This window comes from Streptomyces viridochromogenes DSM 40736 (genome assembly GCF_000158955.1).
Lineage (GTDB): Bacteria > Actinomycetota > Actinomycetes > Streptomycetales > Streptomycetaceae > Streptomyces > Streptomyces venetus.
In genome coordinates, this window is record NZ_GG657757.1 from 8,388,489 (window position 1) to 8,404,372 (window position 15,884).

General features: G+C 71.8%; 14 protein-coding genes and 1 pseudogene. 6 read left to right on the forward strand and 9 right to left on the reverse strand.

Annotated features, from left to right (window positions below; translation table 11 throughout):
• The 4 genes from SSQG_RS36850 to SSQG_RS36865 all read right to left on the reverse strand — a co-directional run bounded on the left by SSQG_RS36850 (position 1) and on the right by SSQG_RS36865 (position 3,878).
• On the reverse strand, positions 1–1,002 hold the full coding sequence (locus SSQG_RS36850; RefSeq protein WP_003995092.1) for an MASE1 domain-containing protein: 1,002 nt from the start codon (positions 1,000–1,002) through the stop codon (positions 1–3).
• 60 nt (positions 1,003–1,062) lie between these two features.
• Positions 1,063–1,893 carry a PP2C family protein-serine/threonine phosphatase gene (locus SSQG_RS36855; RefSeq protein ID WP_003995093.1) on the reverse strand — a complete coding sequence of 277 codons (831 nt, stop codon included), beginning with the start codon at positions 1,891–1,893 and terminating at the stop codon, positions 1,063–1,065.
• Between the two features lie 124 nt (positions 1,894–2,017).
• Positions 2,018–2,821, reverse strand: coding sequence for a DUF817 domain-containing protein (locus tag SSQG_RS36860; RefSeq protein ID WP_003995094.1), 804 nt, complete (start codon positions 2,819–2,821; stop codon positions 2,018–2,020).
• Positions 2,822–2,879: 58 nt separating this feature from the next.
• Entirely contained in the window at positions 2,880–3,878 is a 999-nt protein-coding gene (locus SSQG_RS36865) for an inorganic phosphate transporter (RefSeq protein WP_003995095.1), read from the reverse strand.
• A gap of 152 nt (positions 3,879–4,030) precedes the next feature.
• On the opposite strand from SSQG_RS36865, the gene SSQG_RS36870 reads away from it, so the two are divergent.
• From SSQG_RS36870 to SSQG_RS38430, 4 genes are all read left to right on the forward strand, one after another.
• Positions 4,031–4,630 carry a DUF998 domain-containing protein gene (locus SSQG_RS36870; RefSeq protein WP_003995096.1) on the forward strand — a complete coding sequence of 200 codons (600 nt, stop codon included), beginning with the start codon at positions 4,031–4,033 and terminating at the stop codon, positions 4,628–4,630.
• A 75-nt stretch (positions 4,631–4,705) separates the two neighbouring features.
• Positions 4,706–6,940, forward strand: a complete 2,235-nt coding sequence (gene tap, locus SSQG_RS36875; RefSeq protein ID WP_003995097.1) for a telomere-associated protein Tap — start codon at positions 4,706–4,708, stop codon at positions 6,938–6,940.
• A 19-nt stretch (positions 6,941–6,959) separates the two neighbouring features.
• Positions 6,960–7,514, forward strand: coding sequence for a telomere-protecting terminal protein Tpg (gene tpg / locus SSQG_RS36880; protein ID WP_003995098.1), 555 nt, complete (start codon positions 6,960–6,962; stop codon positions 7,512–7,514).
• Between the two features lie 100 nt (positions 7,515–7,614).
• Positions 7,615–9,960, forward strand: a complete 2,346-nt coding sequence (locus SSQG_RS38430) for a bifunctional serine/threonine-protein kinase/ABC transporter substrate-binding protein (protein ID WP_158681167.1) — start codon at positions 7,615–7,617, stop codon at positions 9,958–9,960.
• Positions 9,961–10,017: 57 nt separating this feature from the next.
• On the opposite strand, the pseudogene SSQG_RS36890 reads toward SSQG_RS38430, so the two are convergent.
• Positions 10,018–10,720: pseudogene (locus SSQG_RS36890) on the reverse strand (GNAT family N-acetyltransferase).
• A 33-nt stretch (positions 10,721–10,753) separates the two neighbouring features.
• Positions 10,754–11,509, reverse strand: coding sequence for a helix-turn-helix domain-containing protein (locus SSQG_RS36895; RefSeq protein WP_003995101.1), 756 nt, complete (start codon positions 11,507–11,509; stop codon positions 10,754–10,756).
• Positions 11,510–11,731: 222 nt separating this feature from the next.
• Between SSQG_RS36895 and SSQG_RS36900 the strand changes: the two genes are divergently transcribed.
• Complete coding sequence (locus SSQG_RS36900) at positions 11,732–12,403, forward strand: DUF4097 family beta strand repeat-containing protein (protein WP_003995102.1); 672 nt, start codon at positions 11,732–11,734, stop codon at positions 12,401–12,403.
• 28 nt (positions 12,404–12,431) lie between these two features.
• Here SSQG_RS36900 and SSQG_RS41600 read toward each other — a convergent pair whose 3' ends face one another.
• On the reverse strand, positions 12,432–12,584 hold the full coding sequence (locus SSQG_RS41600) for a hypothetical protein (protein WP_158681169.1): 153 nt from the start codon (positions 12,582–12,584) through the stop codon (positions 12,432–12,434).
• 166 nt (positions 12,585–12,750) lie between these two features.
• On the opposite strand from SSQG_RS41600, the gene SSQG_RS36905 reads away from it, so the two are divergent.
• Positions 12,751–13,716, forward strand: coding sequence for a YihY/virulence factor BrkB family protein (locus SSQG_RS36905; protein WP_003995103.1), 966 nt, complete (start codon positions 12,751–12,753; stop codon positions 13,714–13,716).
• A 35-nt stretch (positions 13,717–13,751) separates the two neighbouring features.
• On the opposite strand, the gene SSQG_RS36910 is transcribed toward SSQG_RS36905, so the two are convergent.
• Both SSQG_RS36910 and SSQG_RS36915 read right to left on the reverse strand, forming a co-directional pair.
• Complete coding sequence (locus SSQG_RS36910) at positions 13,752–14,177, reverse strand: DUF6003 family protein (RefSeq protein ID WP_003995104.1); 426 nt, start codon at positions 14,175–14,177, stop codon at positions 13,752–13,754.
• Positions 14,178–14,290: 113 nt separating this feature from the next.
• Entirely contained in the window at positions 14,291–15,805 is a 1,515-nt protein-coding gene (locus tag SSQG_RS36915) for an aromatic amino acid ammonia-lyase (RefSeq protein WP_052310402.1), read from the reverse strand.
• Between the last annotated feature and the right edge of the window lie 79 nt (positions 15,806–15,884).

A 15,884-nucleotide genomic window follows, 5' to 3' on the forward strand; every position in this document is an offset into this window, starting at 1 on the left:
CTATTCGTCCTGCCTCCGTCCGGTCCCGCCCTCCTCCACAGGTGGCCGGCCCTCCGCCGACTCGCCCGCGGTGAGATGCTCCAGGACCTCGACGAGTTCGTGGCAGGCGCGCTGCACCGACCGCCGCGTGTTGATCTGCTCGGTGATCACCGCCGACAGGATCAGCGCCGTCAGGGCCATCGCCCCGTTGAAGGCCTGGAGCTTGATCATCACCTCCACCCGGGTCAGCCGCTCGAACGGCCCCACCCGGTCCGTCGCCGCCACCGTCGCCAGGACCGACGCGAAGAGCGCGCACAGCATGCTGCCGGCCAGCTGGAAGCGCAGGGCCGCCCAGATCAGCAGGGGATAGATGAGGAACAGCACGCTGATCGAGCTGTGCGCGGACAGCGGCACGACACAGCAGGCGATCAGCCCCAGGCCCGCGGCCTCCTTCCAGCGCGACAACCGCAGTGGAAGGCGGACGCGGGACAGCAGAAGCAGCACCGGGGTGACGATCAGCACGCCCATCGCGTCCCCCACCCACCAGGCCAGCCACACGGCCCAGAAGGTCGCCCCTGCCGCCTTGCCCGTGACCAGCAGGAGGCCCGCCCCCACGGTCGAACTGATCAGCATGGCGGTGAACGCGCCCAGGAACACCAGCGCCAGACCGTCCCGCAGACGCGCGAGATCGGTCCGGAAACCGGCCCGGCGCAGCAGTAGGTACCCGACGACCGGTGCGGCCGTGTTTCCGGCAAGGACGCCCAGCGCCGAAGGGGTGGGGGAGGTGAGGGACAGGATGACCAAGAAGGCACCCAGGGCGATCCCCGGCCAGCAGTGCAGCCCCAGGAGGAGCAGGAAGGCCACCGATACACCGGTGGGAGGCCAGATGGGGGTGACGACCGAGCCCTCGACGACCAGTTCCCGCAGCAGGCCCAGCTGTCCCGAGACGTAGTAGCAGGCGGCGACGGCCAGCGTCTGCAGAGTGAGGACGACCGGCGTGCGCAGATCCTGGCTAGCCACCACAGCTGTCATCAGACACCGAGGCCAGGGCGTCGGCGAGGTGACGGCGCGGTCCTTGCGGCCCTATGGCCTAGTGTCCGGCCCGTCGAGGCCGACCACCAGCACGGCGGCGTCGTCCTCGTGTCCCACCCGCTCGGCACCCTTGATCAGGGCCGCCGCGAGCGCGTCCACGTCCATTCCCGCCACCGCCGCGATGCCGGCGAGCCGCGCCGCCTGGTCCAGGCCCTCCTCGAGCCGCATCGACGGCCCCTCCACGAGCCCGTCGGTGAGCAGCACGAACATCCCACCGGTGGTGAGCTCGTACCGGGTCACCGGATACGGCATCCCCGCCTGGATCCCCAGCGGCGGCCCGCCTTCGTCCTCGGTGAGGCCGGACTTCCCGTCCGCCGTGGCCCACACGCAGGGCAGATGCCCTGCCCGCGCACTCTCCAGCACTCCGGCGCGCGGGTCCAGCCGCATGAACGTGCAGGTGGCGAACAGGTCGGAGCCCAGGGAGAGCAGCAGCTCGTTGGTCCGGGCCAGGACCTCGCCCGGCTCGCCGGTGACGGAGGCGAGGGCCCGCAGCCCGGCCCGTACCTGCCCCATGAAAGCGGCCGCCTCGATGTTGTGTCCCTGGACGTCACCGATGGACAGGCCGATACGGCCGTCGCCCAGTGTGAAGGCGTCGTACCAGTCGCCGCCCACGTTGAGGCCCTGGCAGGCGGGCGTGTACCGGACGGCCAGATGCAGCCGGTGGGCGACGGGCAGGTCCCGCGGGAGCATGCCGCGCTGCAGCGCGATGGCCAGCTCGACCCGCGACCGCTGCATCTCGGCCTGCGCGCGCGCCTGCGCCGTCAGGGCCCCGAGCCTGGTCAGCAGCTCGTCACCGTCGTCCGTCGTGTCCGTGCGGGACATTGATCACTCCGGCGAGGATGGCCACCGTCCGTGAACACCCTCGAAGGCAAATCACCTAATTCACATCCATAGGATGATATGCGGGTAAGGCTTCCGGCGACGAGTCGCGCCATCCGAATCTCCGTCATTCCACCGTGCGGTCAGCCCCGGGATCCGGACGCCGCCCGACCGCCGCCAGGACGAAGGTGACGCTGATCAGCAAGGCCCAGGCGCCGAACTTGTCCACCCCGACCGGCTCCCAGCCATGCTGCTGATAGGGGTAGCGCCATGCGCCCGCGAAGGTGGCGAGATTCTCCGCCACCCACAGGAAGAACCCGATCAGGACGAACGACAACGCCAACGGCATCCTGCGGCGCACGCCCCGCACCGTGAAGCACACCGACGTCCCGAGGGTGACGGCCACCAGCAGCCCGGCCAGCACCCAGCGCACGTCGGGCAGCCAATGATGACTGAAGAAGTTCACGTACACCGCCGCGGCCACCACCGCCGTCGCGCGCGGCCGGTAACGCACCACTCCGAGATCGAACAGGCGCCAGGCCCGGCACACGTAACTGCCCACAGCCGCGTACAGGAATCCTCCGTACAACGGCACGCCGGCGAACTTCAGCACGGCAGGCTCCGGGTAGCTCCACGAGCCGAGAGCGACCTTCACCAGCTCGAAAGCCAGCCCGATGACATGACACACCGCGATGACGGCGACGTCCCGCCCGCTCTCCCAGCCGCGCAGCCAGAACACCAGTGTGAGCAGCACGCCGTAGACCACCAGCACGTCGTAACGCGCCAGGGGAAGTCCCGGCAGCAGGGTGGACACGGCCACGCCGGACAGCAGCGCGATGGCGAACGCGCACGCCCGCGTCTGTGTCCAGGCGAAGTCGAGCAGCTGCCGAACCGGAGCGGCCCAGGGGCCGGCGAGACCTGAAGGGATCATGGTGCCTGGTAGGACGAGCCGGCGAGGTGGACGGTTGCGCCGGCCGGCCCTCGGGGCGTCACACCCTGGTGAGGGCGTGCAGGGCGAGATAGAGCGCCGCGGCGGGGATTCCGGCGCCGAAGAACGTCAGGACCCAGGCGGTGACGATCGAGCGCGCCACCTGCCAGCGCACCGCCGACGCACGCCGGGTGGCGCCGGCGCCCAGAATGGCCGCGGTGATGGTCTGTGTGGTGGAGATCGGCGCCTTCACCAGGAACGCGGTGGTGTACAGCACGGTGGCGGCCGCGGTCTCGGCGGCGAACCCGCGTGGCGGGTCGAGGTGCACGATGCGGCGGCCGAGGGTGGTGATGATGCGACGCCCGCCCGTGTAGGTACCCGCCGCCATGGCGGCCGCCACGGCGGCGATCACCCACACGGGGACGGAGAAGCCGTCCTGCCACCCCGCCGTGACCAGGGCCAGCACGATGACCCCCATGGTCTTCTGCGCGTCCTGAAGCCCGTGCCCCAGCCCCATGGCGGCGGCGGACACGGTCTGCGCCATCCGGAACCGGCGCGTGGTGCGCCGGGGGTTCGCACGGCGGAACGCCCACAGGATGGCCGTGTGCAGCGCGTATCCCAGAAACACACCGACCAACGGGGACAGCAGCATCGGCAGGACGACCTTGTCCACGATGCCGGACCAGTGGACCGTGGCGGAGGCGGCGAGCGCGGCGCCGACCAGCCCGCCGATCAGCGCGTGCGAGGACGAGGTGGGCAGCCCGCGCCACCAGGTGAAGACGTTCCAGCCGATGGCCCCGAGGAGCGCACACAGGACCAGCAACAGCCCCGACTCGTCCTCGGGCGCGCCGATGATGCCACTGCCGACGGTCTCGGCGACCCCGGTCCCCAGGAAGGCGCCGCAGAAGTTCATCACCGCGGCCATCACCAGCGCCACACGCGGCGTCAGGGCCCTGGTGGAGATCGAGGTGGCGATGGCGTTCGCCGCGTCGTGGAAACCGTTGGTGAAGTCGAACGTCAGTCCCACGACGATGATCAGCACCACCAGAGTGAGCTCCATGCCTGATCACCTTTCCCGCGTGGGCCGTGCGCCGGACGTCCACGGCCGCCGCAGCCGCACGGACCCATCGTGCCGCGAAACCCTCCGGGAGACCCGCCCGGTGCCGCAGGGGTGGGACGAGTGGAACGGACGCAGCGTTTTACGGTGTCCTAGTGCGTTCTGTTACCAAATGGGTCCTGTTGCCGTCGAGCTGTGCTCCCGCCGTCCTGATCCTGGGCTGGTTGGTGGCGGCCTCACTGCAAGGCCCCGCCTACGACCCTGCCGCCCAGACGATCAGTGTCCTGGCGGCCCCCGGAACCACGGGCTCCTGGGTGATGACGGGAGCGTTCATCACCGTGGGCGCCTGCTACCTCCTCACCGCCTGGGGCCTGCGCCCGGCAGCGCTCCCCGGACGCATGGCCCTGGCGGCCGGCGGCGTCGCGGCGCTCGCGGTGGCGGTGTTCCCGGCACCGAGCAGCGGCGGCTCCCTGAGCCACGGTTCGGTCGCCATCGCCGGGTTCACCCTCCTGGCCGCCTGGCCGCTCCTGGCCGCCCGGAGGGGCGGCGCCGTGCCATGGGCGCTGCGTCCCCTCTCGTGCCTGGGGGCCACCGCCGTGATGGCGGTGGGCGCGGCCTGGTTCCTGATCGAGCTCCGCCTGCAAGGCGTCGCCGGCGTGGCCGAGCGCACGGTGACGACGCTTCAGTCGCTCTGGCCCCTCGTCGTGGTCCTCTCCTGCCTGCGCCGGTCCGCGCGCGAGGAGTTCCCCACCTGACCTCCACTCGATCGGTGCGTGTTCCGTACGCGAAAAGTGCGCTTCACGATACGGTTGCGGAACGGGAGGTCCTGCATGTCCGAGCTGTTCGACGCGGTCGACGCCCTCGTCGCGTCCCGTTCCCCACTGCCAGCGCCGACGGAGCGCAAACGGCTGCGCCTGGCGCACGGCTTGACCCTGGACGAAGTGGCCGCCGCGCTGCGGGTCCGGCGGGCGACGGTGGGCGGCTGGGAGGCCGGCAAGACCGAACCGCGTCCGCCGGAGCGTGACGCGTACGCGCGTCTGCTGAAGCAGTTGGCCCAGCTCTATCCAGCCGACCCGAAGACCCCCGACCCGAACACCCCCGCACCGGAGGCGCCCGCTGCGGAGGCGCCCGCACCGGAGGCGTCCACCGCCCCGGCCGCTCGGACGCCAGAGGTGTCGCCGCCGCCCCCCGACCGCGCCGAAACGGCGCAGCACCCCCCGAGGCGGACGGTTCCCGTCGCTCGTCCGGCCGACTCCGGCCCACCGCCGGCGCCGCCGCGCCCGGCCACGCGGAAGCCGAACGCCCAGGCGGGCCCGGTGCGGACGGACGACGCCCCCCGGTTCGCGAACGGCCCCCTGCTGGTCCTCGACGCGGACGCCGACCGCCGGGTGACCGGCTACGGCATCGGCGGTCTGGTGATGGACGTGCCCGCCAGGTCCCTGCCCGCCCTGGTGGAGTGGACGCTGAAGGAAGCACAGCTCGGTTCGGCGAAGCTGCACGGCTCCGGCAGGGACGCGGACCCGTTGCTGGTGCTCAGCGCCGCGGCACTGGAGCGCTACGGACTCCCCGCCCGGCTGACGGACTCGGAACGCCTGTCCGGGCGGCTCCCGGACGACCACAAGGTCTGCAAGCAACTGGACAAGGCGAACTGGCGACTGACCCGGCGCGGGCTCGGCCCCTGGGCACGGATCTACCGCCCCGCCCAGGGCGGTCAGCGGCACTGCGTGCAGCTGTGCGTCCCCTCCTGGGGCGCGCTCGACGCCCGTTCCTGGGGGCGGGCCGCGGAGCTGGAGCCGGCGGAACTGGCCCGGGTACTGGGCACCTACGCGGCGCGGGTGCTGACGCCGTGCGGCTCGACGGCGGTCACCGGCCTGGAGCTGATGACCGCCCTGAACCCGCCGACCCGCGCGAGTGAGCCGGACGAGACGGGCAGGCGGCACCGGGAACACCGGCCCGGGTCGCTGGGCGAACACCCGATGGACTGTGCGCCTTGCGAGGCCCCGGACGGGCATCCGCTGCTGGCCGGCCTGCCCCGCTTCCACCAGCGCGGACCGGGGGAGATGCTGCTGGAGGAGGCCTACGACTGGACGCGGGAGCTGACCGACGCCGAGTGCATGCACCGCCACCTGGTCGGTATCGACGTCAACCTCGCGTTCGGGGCGGCCGCGAACGGCGCGGTCGTCGGCCTGGCGGCACCCCCGGTGCACGTCACCAACCCGGCCTTCGACGCGGGCCTGCCCGGCGCCTGGCTGGTCGACCTCTCCCACGTGGACCTCTCCCGTGTCCTGGTGGGCAAGCAGCGGCGGCAGCTGCGGGGCGACCTGCTGCCCAGCCCGTTCACCCCGACGGGCGAGCGCCCCACGGGCCCGGCGTGGTACGCGACCCCGACCGTGGCCTACGCGGTGGAGCTCGGCTACGACGTGGCACCCCTGGAGGCCTGGGTGCGCGAGGAGAAGGGCCGGTACCTGGACGGCTGGTACAAGCGCCTGCGCGACGCCTACGTCGGCACGATGGACGACCTGGGAGTCGCCGAGAAGCTGCCGCCGCACGACTATCTGAAGGCGATGGAGGACTGCCGGCGGCGCGACCCGCAGGCGGCGATGGTCCTGGACGCGATCAAGTCCACCGTGAAGGGCGGTATCGGCAAGCTCAGGGAGCGTGCCCGCGGCGGCGGCTGGAAGCCCGGCCAACCCTGGCCGGCCCTCTCCCGCCCGACCTGGCGCCCCGACATCCGTGCCGTCGTCATCTCCCGCGCCCGCGTCAACATGCACCGCAAGATGCTCAACCTGGCCGCTGCCACCGGCCGTTACCCCGTGGCGGTGTTGTCCGACTGCGCCGTGTACGCCGCTGAGGGGCCGTCACCACTGGACGTCCTGCCCCACGACGCCGACGGCAGGACGGTCCCGGGCTCCTTCCGGATCGGTGTGTCACCCGGCATGGTCAAGCACGAAGGCACGCAGACGACGTTGTGGGCCGAGGAGCTCCGCGAGAGGCACGGCCAGTCCCTGAACCTCGCGCGGTACATCAAGTCCGGCGAGGTCACCGCCTCGGACGACGGCGAGTAGCGGAAGGGGGAGGCAACCGATGGACACGGTCACGGACGGGCTCGACGACGCACTGCGCAAGGCGTTCACCCGCCCGATCCCGCGCGGCGGGGGCGCGCGGATGCGGTTCCTGGTCCGGCAGCTGAAAGGCACCAGAGCGGTGGCGGAACTGCTCGGCATCAGCCAGCGCACCGTCGAACGCTACGTCAGGGACCAGCTCAAGAGGCCCCGGCCGGACCTGGCGCGGCGTCTGGAACGCGAGGTCCTCAAGCGGTGGCAGCCCCACGTCAGGGCCAGGGCCAGGCAGACCGCGGCCACCACGGGCGGCATCGTCATCGACACCCGCGCCCGCTTCGGCTACACCGCCGCCCCGGGCAGCACCGACGACGCCCGCCTGCGTCACCTCACGGTGGCCCTGCCACCCGAGTACGCGGCACGCCTGTTCGAAGCCCGGGACGCCGGCCGCACCGAGGAGCAGCTGCGCGACATCGCGGCGGAGGGCCTGCAGGAGATCTACTTCAAGGACCACGGGCGGCGTGCGCAAGGGCTGCTGGTGGAGTTCACCGACGTCGAACACCTCGAGTTCGACCTGTAACGCCCCACGATCCGCGCCATTTCACCTGAAGGTGTGATGCGGACGGACGTACTCCGAAAGAGCGGGAAACAAGGGCTCTCGGCGGCGGTACGTTGGCGTGGTGCGGCGCATCGGGGAGTTCACCGTGGAACGGCGCCTCGGAGCCGGCGGCATGGGGGTGGTGTACCTGGCGCGCAGTGCCGCCGGGCGGCAGGTGGCGCTGAAGGTGATCCGCCCCGAGTACGCCGACGAGCCACAGTTCCGGGCCCGGTTCCGGCGCGAGGTCGCGGCGGCCCGCAAGGTGAGCGGGGCCTTCACCGCGCCCGTGGTGGCGGCCGACCCGGACGGGGACCCGCCCTGGCTGGCCACGCAGTACGTCGTCGGTGACTCGCTGGACGCCCGGGTGCGCTCCGGCGGCCCGCTGCCCGCCGCCGACATCGTCAGACTCGCCGGGCAGTTGGCGGAGGCGCTGCGCGACATCCACCAACAGGGCATCGTGCACCGCGATCTGAAGCCCGCCAACGTACTGCTCGCCGAAGACGGCACACGGGTCATCGACTTCGGCATCGCGCGGTCCGTCACCCAGAGCCGGGCCCTGACCCGCGGCGACGCGATGGTGGGCACCCCCGCCTTCATGGCACCGGAGCAGTTGACCGCCGCCCGGTCCGTCTCCCCGGCGACGGACGTGTTCGCGCTCGGATGCGTCCTGGCTTTCGCCGCGTCGGGCCGCAGCCCCTTCGAGGACCCCGACGCGGCGGGCCTGGAGCCGATCGCCGTCGCCTTCGCGGTGGTGCACCAGGAGCCGGACCTGACCTGTCTCTCCGGAGCGTTGCGTGCACTGGTGGCCCGCTGTCTCGACAAGAACCCCGCCCGCCGGCCCGGCCTGGAGGAGGTACTGCGCCTGGCGACCCGAGCCGGTCAGGGCATCGACCGGACCGACAGTGTGCGACCCGTGCGGCGCCGTCGGCCCGGCCGGACATCGCTCGCCGCGCTGGCCCTGCTCGCCACCCTGGTCGTCCCGGGCGACGTCCCCTCACCCGCGCCGTCGACGCACCTGCCGTGCGCCGACGGGCTGAGCGCCATCGGCGAGGGCCGGATGCGCAGATGCGTCGGCCTGCTCGACACGGACGCCTCGCTCACGCGACTGCGCCGCTCGTCGGCCCGGACCGTCGCCCCGGTGCTGGAACTGATCGCGGCGGAGAACCGGCGGGTCATGGCGGCTGCCGCGAAGCCGGGCGGTCGGCCGTACGTCTCGATGGTGTATTTGACGCCCCTCACCGAGGAGTTCGACGGCGACGCCGCGATGCAGGCCGTCGGGCGCGATCTGGAGGGGGCTCACTTCGCCCAGCTCAGAAGCAACGGAAGGCTGTCCGGCCCGAGCGAAGGCCCTCCGGTCCGGCTGTTGTTCGGACAGACCGGAGGCTCCGCCGAGCAGCGGAACCATGCCGTCGGCCAGGTGTTGAGGGCCCGCCGCGCCGAGCGCATCGTGGCGGCGCTCGGGCTCGGCGGCAGCACCGCCTCCAGCCAGGACATGGTGGAGGAGCTGACGGCCGGCGGCCTGCCCGCGTTCGGTTCGGTGCTCACCGCCGACTCCTGGGCCGCCGTGCCGGGCCTGGCGCGGGTCGCGCCGACCAACGCCGACCAGGCGGCGGCCGCCGTACGCCATCTGTCGACCGGCGCACTCGCCCGCGCCCGGATCCTCTTCGTGCAGGACATCGCCCCCGGTGACCAGTACACCAGCACCCTCGCCCAGCAGTTCCGGGCGCGCATCCCGCCCGGCCGGCTGGTCCGGCCCGAGCCCACCCTGTTCGACTCCTCACGACGCGGCCCGTCCGACTTCCGGGCCCAACTCGCCGACTTCTGCGAGGTGAAGCCGGACGTGGTCTACTTCGCGGGACGCGGCACCACGCTTCCGCAGCTCCTGACCGGCCTGGCCGCACGCCGGTGCCTCGACCACCGGGTGACCGTGATGTCCGGCGACGACACCATGATGGTCAGGCACACGAACGGCTTCGACACGCGCGAACTGGCCGACGTACTCAGCAAGGGACGCATCGACCTGCTCTACACCGGCCTCGCTCACCCGGAAGCATGGGACGCGCGACCCGACGCGTTCGACCGGGACTTCCTCGCACCCTTCCGCGACGGCACCTTCGCCCGCACGTTCCCGTACGGCGACCTCGAGGACGGCCGGGCCATCATGATGCACGACGCCCTCCTCACCGCGGCCCGAGCGGTCCGCGAGACACCACCGGCAGGGACACCGACCGTTTCCGACGTCTTCCGCACGCTGTCCCGGCTGCGGAAGAAGGGCGCCCTGCCGGGCGTGAGCGGCTGGATTGCCCTGGGGAACGACGGCGCCCCCAGGGACAAGGCGATCCCCGTCCTGCGCATCACCCCGGACGGACGCACCACCGCCGTCACGGTCACCTCGGCCGACGGCTCACCCCAGGACGGGCCGTCCTGAACCACGCGGTACAGCCGCCGGTTCACCGCCGCGCGCGGGTGGGGACGCCGGCGGATGTCAGGGGACGCGGTAGCCGCGGAAGGTGACGTGTTTGCGGGTCTTGAAGCCGAGCCGTTCGTAGAGGGCGATCCCGCCGGTGTTGGCTTCGGCCACGTGCAGGAAGGGTCGTTCGTTCCGGGCCAGGACGCGTGTCGCGACTGCCGTGATGAGGTGTGCGGCGTGGCCTTGTCCGCGTGCTTCGGGGGCGGTGCAGACAGCGCTGACCTCGGTCCATCCCGGTGGGCGGAGTCGTTCGCCGGCCATGGCCACGAGTGTGCCGTTGTGGCGTATGCCGAGGTACGTGCCGAGTTCGTGAGTGCGGGGCCAGAAGGGCCCTGGGCCGGGTCCGTGCGACCAGGTCGAGCATCTCGGGCACGTCGGCGGCGCCCAGTTCGACGACACCGGTGGTGGTCCGGGCGTGGGGAGGGGCGGGGCGGTTGTCGCCGGGCCAGATCATCTGGCGGCCTTCGAGGGTGAAGACCGGGTCCCAGCTCGGGGGAGGAGTCGCGGAGCTGCTGAACATGTCGGCGAACTCGCCTGGGCCCAGGAGGCGCGCCAGGTCTGCCCAGGCCTCCGGATCGGGGTCGGTGGGCACCGCGCTGAAAGTCGCCACATCGGGCAGATAGGTGACGGCTCGGCCGACTCGGCGGGCGAGGTGGACGTGGTGACCGCCCAGTGACGCGCCCACCGGATCATCGAGTGGGGCGACGCGCTGTTCCATGGTGCTGATACCTCTCTGAGGACGGCTGACGGGCTATGCGTCGCCCGACCGCGGTGTGGTGGCGCCGTTCGGGGACGTCTCGGCTTTCGTGTGGAGGATGTCGCGGGCCTGTTCCGCGGCGCGGGTGATGCTCTCGCCGACGAAGTCGACGAAGCGGGCGATGTTCTCGAGCCGGACGGCGGCCGGGGTGTCCGGGCCGAGGAGGCCGACGCCCCGCCGTGCGGTGTCGGCGAGCTGGGCATGGCCTCGGGCGCTGGCGATCATGCCCTGGTAGAAGACGTCACTGTCGACGACGTAGCGCTCACGGCGGCCTTCGTCGCGTTCCCGGCGGATGAGGCCCTGGCTTTCGAGAAGCGTGACCGCCTTCGAGATGGACGCCGGGCTGACCTGGAGGTGACGGGCGAGTTCTGACGCGGTGAGGCTTCCGGCGTCGTTGGTGTAGAGGCAGGTCAGCACCCGGGACATCATCTTGGGCAGACCCTGTTGCATGAGGAGGGTGGTGAACGCCTCCTCGTACTCGCGGACCGCCTCGGCGTCGCGTCCATGGGGCTGCGGGGGCGCCTCCGGTCCGCGGGGCGCGGTCTGCCTGCGCCGGTGGGTGCGGCGTTCGGTGGCGCGGTGGGCGAGGTCGGCGCGGTAGGTGGCGGGACCGCCGTTGCGCATCACCTCGCGCGTGACCGTCGAGGTCGGGCGGTCCAGACGCCTGGCGATCTCCGCGTAGGCGAGGCCGTCGGCCAGTCCCAACGAGATCTGCTGGCGCTCCTGCTGGGTGAGTCTGCCTCCCGGCATCGCGGCCTCCTTCGTGGTCCGTGGTCTCTGCACCATAGCGTTCACCCTGAAACCATTGCAACGCTGCGGTCAGGTGATGTTGCGTTAGATTCAAGGCCATTGCAACGATTTCGCTGCGATGACCTGCACTTATGGCGTTTCTATGCAATGAATACGTTGCCGAGTTCATGAACGCAACGTAGCGTTTCCTTCGTCAGAAACAACGGACCGAAGGAGCGCACGATGCAGAAGTTCGACACCCCCACCCAGGTCTCCGCCGTCCTCGACATCCCGGCGGGACGCATCAGGTTCATCGCCGCCGACCGGGCCGACACCACGGTGGAGATCCTGCCCGCGGACGCCTCCAGGAGCCGCGACGTGAAGGCGGCCGAGCAGATCGAGGTCGCCTGTGGCGACGGGGTCCTGCGGATCGAGGCCCCGCCGGCGAAGAACCGGATCCTCGGACACCCCGGCTCCGTCGAGGTGACGGTCCAGCTGCCCACCGGCTCCCACGTCGAGGCGAAGGCGGCGGACGCCGAACTCCGTGGCGTCGGACGGCTCGGCGACGTCACCTTCGAGGGCGCGCAGGCCACAGTCAAGCTCGACGAGACCGAGAGCGCCCGCCTCACCCTCCAGGCCGGCGACATCACGGTCGGCCGCCTGAACGGCCCCGGCGAGCTCAGCACCCGCAAGGGCGACCTCCGCATCACCGAGGCCGTGCGCGGCACGCTCACGCTGCGGACCGAGCACGGCGACATCTCGGTCGGCGCCGCCCGTGGAGTCTTCGCCTCCCTGGACGCCGGCACCGGCCACGGCCGCATCCACAACACGCTCAAGAACGCCGACGGCGCCGACGCCGCCCTGGCCATCCACGCCACCACCGACTACGGCGACATCACCGCCCGCAGCATGTAGCCGCCCACGGCCTCAGTGGGAGCACCGCTCACGTCCGTTGTCCGAGGGCGGCGCACACCGACACCGCGTCGGCGTCCGCCGCCAGCGCGAGAACGGTCAGCACCTCGAGCAGCCGGCTCGCGCCGCTGGGCGCCGCACTGATGAGGGTGGGGCGGTGGCTGGAGAGGCGTGGCCATCTCATGCCCGTACCGCCCACCGGTCTGCGGACCGCCGAGCCGCCCCGAGAATCCCTCGAAGGCCGGTACGTCTCGGGAGCGATGCCGTGGCAGGACAGGAGATGAATGGGGGTAACCGGATCGGACAGCACGGTTCAGACCACAGCCCCCGCGCCAAGGAGTGTCCACGCCATGGGTACCGCCGTCCACGTCCCACAGACCCGGGACATGATCGGGGAGGAGCTCTCCGGGGACGAGGCGTTCACCGCCTTGCGCCGCTACGGAGGGCTGCGGCTGCTGGCCGACTCCTTCGTACGGTTCCGCTACGCGGACGGTTTCACCAACGCACGCGCACTCGCCTTCCAGGTGGTGCTCGGGCTGGTTCCGTGCACCGTGGCGCTCGTCGGGCTGGCCACGTCGGTGCACACGGAGGGGGTGGGCCGGGTCATCGAGCTCACGCTCGGCCGGATCGTGCCCGGCGCCAGCGCCGACATCGTCGAGGACGCCTTCGAGGGGACGCGGCGCACCGCTCACGGAGATGTGTGGAGCACGCTCGCCCTGTGGCTCGGCCTGGGCTTCGCGTTGCTGAACCTGGCTTCGGCCATGGGCCAGATCGAGCGGGGCGCCAACCGTATCTACGGCATCGAGCGTGACCGTCCCTTCCCGCGCAAGTACGCGCGGGCGATCGTTCTCGCGCTCGCCGCCGGTCTGCCCCTGGTGTCGGGGTTCGTCGTCCTCGTCGCCGGCGAAGCCGTGGGCGAGGCGGTGGCGGAGACGGCCGGCTGGGAGGGCGGCGGGCCGCAGTGGTGGGGCGTGCTCGACTTCCCGGTGGGGCTGGTGCTGGCCTGGGTGGCCTCGGCCGTGATCTTCCGCTGGTCGCCCCGCCGCGTCCAGCCCGGCTACACCTGGCTGGCCTTCGGCTCGGCCGTGCACCTGCTGCTGTGGGTGTCGGCCACGTGGCTGCTCGCCCTGTACGTCGAGCGGAGCGGCGCCTTCGGCGCCGTGTACGGGCCGCTCACCGCCTTCGTCGCCCTGCTGCTGTGGGCCAACCTCACCGCTGTCGCGCTCTTCCTCGGCATCGCCTTCGCCGCCCAGCTGGAGGCGGCCCGCGCCGGCATCGAGCAAGCCGCCCGACCCGACCCGGGCCCCGGCCGCTGAGGCCGCACGGACGGTCGAGGCACGCTGCCGCCTGCTCAGCCACGCGCCGCGGCGGTCACCGTCGCGGGGTCCTCCCCGGTCAGTTCGACGATGCGGTGCGGCGGCACACCGGCGGCCAGCGCGCGTCCGATCAGGCCGTCCCGGCCGTCCGAGATGTCACGGTAGGTGAGCAGCTCCTCCTCGATGCCGGCCAGCGACTCCGGCGCCATCAGATGACGGACCCGGCTCAACTCCTCATCGCTCAACGGCACGGGCAGCCGTTCCGCTCCATCCGGGACGGCCGCCGTCTCCTCCGGCGGCAGCAACCGCAGGTGCGGAGAGCCCGGCGTACTGCCCTGGGCGTCCAGCCACGCACGTACCGCGGGAGTCTCCATGCACGCCAGATCGCCGACGGCGGCGGGCACCACGCCGAGCGGCACGGACGCGTCGTCGAGCAGGAAGAGGTAGGCGTCGTCGGTCATCGTCGGCTCCTTCTCCACGGGGGGTGGTCGACCTCCCTTTACCCCGCCGCGCCCGGATTACCGCCGTCTCACCCTGCCGGGTCACCACTGAAACGGCCACTGGGGTCACACCCTCACTCGCTGCTCCTCCAGATGTCCGTGAACCGGTCGAGCAGCGCGGCCGCCGCCGTCACGTCGTCCGTGAGCGGCCGGTCGGCCGGATCGTCGTCGAGCACCGAACCGGCGAGCTCCAGTGCACGGCCGACCGGAAGCCCCGGCTCGACCCTGAGACCCCGCTGGCGCAACGCCCGTACGGCGGCGACGAGTTCACAGCCGACCACGAGACGGAACGCGTCGCACAGCCGCAACGTCTGACGCGCGGCCAGCGAGGCGAAGCTGGCCTGTTCCTCGACGCCCCGGGAGAGGACGGCGTGGCCGAGCGACGCGGGTGCCGAGAACGCCCGCAGGTCGCCGAGGGCGGCACCGGCGGCGTACTCCAGGATCATCACGCCGGACGAGGCGGGCTCCGGGTCGGAGAGGAAGGGGCGCAGCCGGGTGTAGGTGGGCTCGTTCAGGGTCGCGAGGCGGGAGGTCGACAGGCGCGCCACCTGCGTCAGTGACAGCCTGAAGTGGTCCAGGGCCAGGGCGAGTTGAGCCTGGTAGAAGCCGCCGTGGTGGTAGGCCGCCATCTCCTCGGGGAAGATGAGCGGGTTCTCGGCGGCCGCGTTGATCTCGATGGCGACGACCTCTTCCAGGGTGTCCGCGGCGTCGTGCGCCGGGCCGTGGATCTGGGGCAGGCACCGGAAGCCGTACGGGTCCTGGAGACGGTCGAGCGGCGGGGTCGGACGATCGGCCGCCCCGATCAGCCCCCGCATACGGCGGGCGACTTCCGCGCAGCCGCGGTGCGGGCGGGCCGCGTGCACGGGGGCGGCGTACGCCTCGTGCGAACCGTCGACGGCCAGCAGCGACAACGCGGCGACGACCTGGGTGGCCTCCAGCAGCCCCCGCAGTTCGTGCAGGGCGAGGGCCGACTGCCCGAGGGTGAGGGCGTTGCTGCTGATGAAGGCCAGCGCGTCGTTGTTGTCGAGCGGCAGGGGCTCCGGCGCGGTGGCGCCGTGCCACGGATGCTCTCCCGCCAAGGCCAGCCCCGCCTGCGCCAGGGCCGCGATGTCACCGGTGCCGACGGAGCCGAACTCGTTGACGACCGGGTACGCCCCGCTCTCCAGCGACTCGCACAACGCCGTCACGACGCTGGGCCGCAGCCCCGCGCCGCCGGCCAGCAGCTGGTTGGCCCGAACGGCGAGCATCGCACGCACCTGACGGGCGGGGAGCTCTTCCCCGATGGCACCGGCGTGGCTGCGCAGCAGTCGCAGACCGTGCGCGGCGTCCGCACCGCTGGGCACATCCTCGTTCCGTTTGGCGCCGACGCCGGTGGAGCGGCCGTACACGCGGCCGGTCGCGGCGATCTGGCGGGCGGCGTTCCAGGACTCCTCGACGCGCCGCATCGCCTCGCTCCCGGGGACCGGCCGAGCCGTTCCACGAGCGAGCCGTACGACGTCCGCCACGCCGAGGCCTGCGCCGTCGAGGACGACAAGACCCGAGCCTTTGTGGCGCACATCCCTGGGTTCGTCCACAATCCGAGACGACATCAAGCCCAAACACCCCTCAATCCAGACACTCCATCTCGCCTTGCGGAAATCCGTTACCTCGGATTAACGCCGACCCGTT

Bases quoted from the DNA above. Each gene is read 5' to 3' on its own strand.
- tap (WP_003995097.1), top strand. From the start codon at position 4,706: ATGTCCGAGCTGTTCGACGCGGTCGACGCCCTCGTCGCGTCCCGTTCC.
- SSQG_RS36905 (WP_003995103.1), top strand. From the start codon at position 12,751: ATGGGTACCGCCGTCCACGTCCCACAGACCCGGGACATGATCGGGGAG.
- SSQG_RS36915 (WP_052310402.1), bottom strand. From the start codon at position 15,805: ATGTCGTCTCGGATTGTGGACGAACCCAGGGATGTGCGCCACAAAGGC.
- SSQG_RS41600 (WP_158681169.1), bottom strand. From the start codon at position 12,584: ATGAGATGGCCACGCCTCTCCAGCCACCGCCCCACCCTCATCAGTGCG.
- SSQG_RS36900 (WP_003995102.1), top strand. From the start codon at position 11,732: ATGCAGAAGTTCGACACCCCCACCCAGGTCTCCGCCGTCCTCGACATC.
- tpg (WP_003995098.1), top strand. From the start codon at position 6,960: ATGGACACGGTCACGGACGGGCTCGACGACGCACTGCGCAAGGCGTTC.
- SSQG_RS36855 (WP_003995093.1), bottom strand. From the start codon at position 1,893: ATGTCCCGCACGGACACGACGGACGACGGTGACGAGCTGCTGACCAGG.
- SSQG_RS36865 (WP_003995095.1), bottom strand. From the start codon at position 3,878: ATGGAGCTCACTCTGGTGGTGCTGATCATCGTCGTGGGACTGACGTTC.
- SSQG_RS36860 (WP_003995094.1), bottom strand. From the start codon at position 2,821: ATGATCCCTTCAGGTCTCGCCGGCCCCTGGGCCGCTCCGGTTCGGCAG.
- SSQG_RS36910 (WP_003995104.1), bottom strand. From the start codon at position 14,177: ATGACCGACGACGCCTACCTCTTCCTGCTCGACGACGCGTCCGTGCCG.
- SSQG_RS36895 (WP_003995101.1), bottom strand. From the start codon at position 11,509: ATGCCGGGAGGCAGACTCACCCAGCAGGAGCGCCAGCAGATCTCGTTG.